A 2,852-nucleotide genomic window follows, 5' to 3' on the forward strand; every position below is an offset into this window, starting at 1 on the left:
CATAGAGTGGCTTTTTGTTTTCCGACGTAATCGAAACTTATGCTTGTTGTTTTTGTAGCTCAGCTTCTTTCGCTTCGTCTTCAATTAGAGCGTCAACGATCACTGCACATGCTGCATCACCAGTGATGTTCAGTGCTGTACGAATCATGTCGAAGATACGGTCTAGAGCGAACAGTAGAGGTAGACCTTCGATAGGGATACCAGCCGCTAGAAGAACCGCAACAACTAGGAAAGAAGGACCAGGAACACCTGCTTGGCCAACCGCGCCTAGTGTTGATGTTACGATGATAGCAACGTAAGCACCCATAGATAGGTCGATGTTGAACAGCTGTGCGAAGAAGATAGCCACTAGGCCGTAGTAAATCGCGTTACCAGACATGTTGATCGTTGCACCTAGAGGTAGAACGAACGAAGCCGTAGAGTTACGTACACCTAGCTCGTTTTCTACAGTGTCCATGGTTACAGGCAGTGTAGCCATTGAAGATGCTGTTGAAAGAGCAACCGCTTGAGGCTTCTTCATTGCAACTAGGAACTTCTTAGCTGAAGTCTTAGTGAAGATTTGAATCATTAGCGGGTAAGCAACAAAGCCAAAGATCAGGATAGCGGCGATGTAAACAACAAACAGTTTGAACACAACCATTAGTGCGCCAAAACCGAATGTACCAACTGCTTCAGCCATTAGACCAAATACGCCAAGTGGTGCGATGATCATCACTTTGTTGATCATCCAAACCATAGCATCAACAATCGCGTTTACGCCATTGATGATAGGATCACGTTTTTCTTTCGCTTGCTTAGAAAGCGCAATACCAAAGAACAAGCAGAAAACTAGGATTTGCAGAATGTTTGCTTCGTTCAATGATTGGAAAACGTTAGTAGGGATCATGCCAGTGATGGTTGCCCAAAACGTTGGTAGTTCGCCTTTCGCAGCGTACTCAGAAGAGAACATGCCTTCTACGCCAGAAACATCGATACCACGACCTGGTTCGAATACTTCACCCATTACAAGCGCTAGTGCTACAGCAAGTGCAGACGTTAGTGCAAAGTAACCTAAGGTTGTGATACCAACCTTACCAGCAGATGAGCTGTTGCCTAGGCCTGCTGCGCCTGAAATTAGGGCAACCGCAACCAGAGGGATAACCAGCATCTTGATCAAGTTGATGAAGATAGCACCCAGTGGAGCGAACATTGTTGCGCTGTCACCCATCATCGCACCGACTAGGGTACCGATGAACATTGCAATAACGACTTGAACGCCAATGTTGCTTAGTAAACTCTTTTCTTTTAACACTTCCATAACCTCTGTGCTACTAAATATAAAATTCCCAGAACTACTCACCAATGTACGATGTACCATTGGATAAATATTTCGCGAAGAGTTTTACACGTATCCTTTACATTTATCAATATGAGCTGAGATGAAAGTGCGCCAAAAATTGTAGGTCTACCGTTATTTGGTGTTTTTTGCACCCGAGCAAACGATTGCTTTTGTTTTTTCTTGTGGTGATATTTGCTGGATTTATAAATGTAAGCATGCGTCGTGTTTTGTGAATGTTTTTATCCTTGAGTATTAAGGTCGCATTGTTAACATTTGGTTTTCATTTGTGCGTTTTTTTTGCTCGCTATGCTTTTCGTGATTCTAAATGGAAGTGTTGTATGAAATTTAGCCTGAACTATGCTTAAGGTATCTATTTATTACCAAGATGTTACCTCTGCGCTTTAAATAAAACGTCTATCTAGCATCTCTGTTGTAAGGAGAGGGACATGACTTTTATCTTAAAGTACTTGTTTGCATTTCTTCTGTTGTTCAGCTCTGTGTGTGCTCAGGCCGATGATGTCTGGGTTATTGAGGTGAATGGAGGTATCAGCCCTGCAACCAGTGATTACCTCACAAGAGAGATTGAACAAGCCCACAAAGAGCAAGTCAAGCTCATCATATTAAAAATGAACACGCCTGGAGGACTAGACTCTTCGATGCGTGACATCATTCGTGCCATTACCACCTCACCCATTCCGATTGCTACTTGGGTTGGACCTGCCGGTTCACGTGCGGCAAGTGCTGGGACTTATATTCTACTCGCCAGTCACATCGCCTCTATGGCTCCCGGAACCAATTTGGGCGCTGCAACTCCTGTGTCACTTGGCGGAGGGAAAGCGCCAACCAATCCGTTATCTCCCCAAGATGACACCAATAAAGACGACAATGCCACTGCCGATGAGCAGGATGCACTCAAAGAAGAGAGTTCAGAGCAGGTAAAAGCGACCACCGCGATGGAGAAGAAGGTGATCAATGATGCCGCAGCTTACATTGTCAGTTTGGCGAAGCTACACAATCGAAATGAAGAGTGAGCAGAAAAAGCCGTAAGAGAAGCGGCGAGTTTGGATTCCGAGAACGCTCTTGAGCTTAATGTGATTGATTTTGTTGCCAGTGACCTGCAACAGTTGGTCGAAATGAGTAACGGCCGCACCATCATGATTAATGGCATCAATCAGGACATAGAACTTAATGACGTGGCCTTTGTCGAGAGAGAACAAGACTGGCGCTTTAGTTTGCTTTCTGTGATCACTAATCCCAATGTCGCCTACATTCTCATGCTTATCGGTATCTACGGTCTGCTACTTGAGTTTTATAACCCAGGTGTCGGCTTGCCAGGAGTGCTTGGTGGCATCTGTTTGGTATTGGCTATGTATTCCTTACAAATGTTGCCTGTGAGCTATGCAGGTCTCGCCCTCATTTTGCTCGGTATTGCCTTGATGGTCGCCGAAGCCTTTAGTCCTAGTTTTGGTATTTTCGGCTTGGGGGGCGTTGCTGCGTTTTCACTCGGTTCCATCATGTTGATGGACACTGAAGT

The 2,852-nt window shown here is 44.9% G+C and carries 1 protein-coding gene and 1 pseudogene; one reads left to right on the top strand and one right to left on the bottom strand.

Features of this window, described 5'->3' with window-relative positions:
- Positions 1-37 precede the first annotated feature (37 nt).
- Positions 38-1,357: a dicarboxylate/amino acid:cation symporter gene (locus tag BCT81_RS26620; RefSeq protein ID WP_347232129.1), complete on the bottom strand. Its 1,320-nt coding sequence runs from the start codon at positions 1,355-1,357 to the stop codon at positions 38-40.
- A gap of 407 nt (positions 1,358-1,764) precedes the next feature.
- On the opposite strand from BCT81_RS26620, the pseudogene BCT81_RS26625 reads away from it, so the two are divergent.
- Positions 1,765-2,852, top strand: a pseudogene (locus tag BCT81_RS26625) (nodulation protein NfeD); the annotation flags it as partial.

It is taken from the genome of Vibrio sp. 10N.261.52.A1 (genome assembly GCF_002876325.1).
Taxonomy (GTDB): domain Bacteria; phylum Pseudomonadota; class Gammaproteobacteria; order Enterobacterales; family Vibrionaceae; genus Vibrio; species Vibrio chagasii.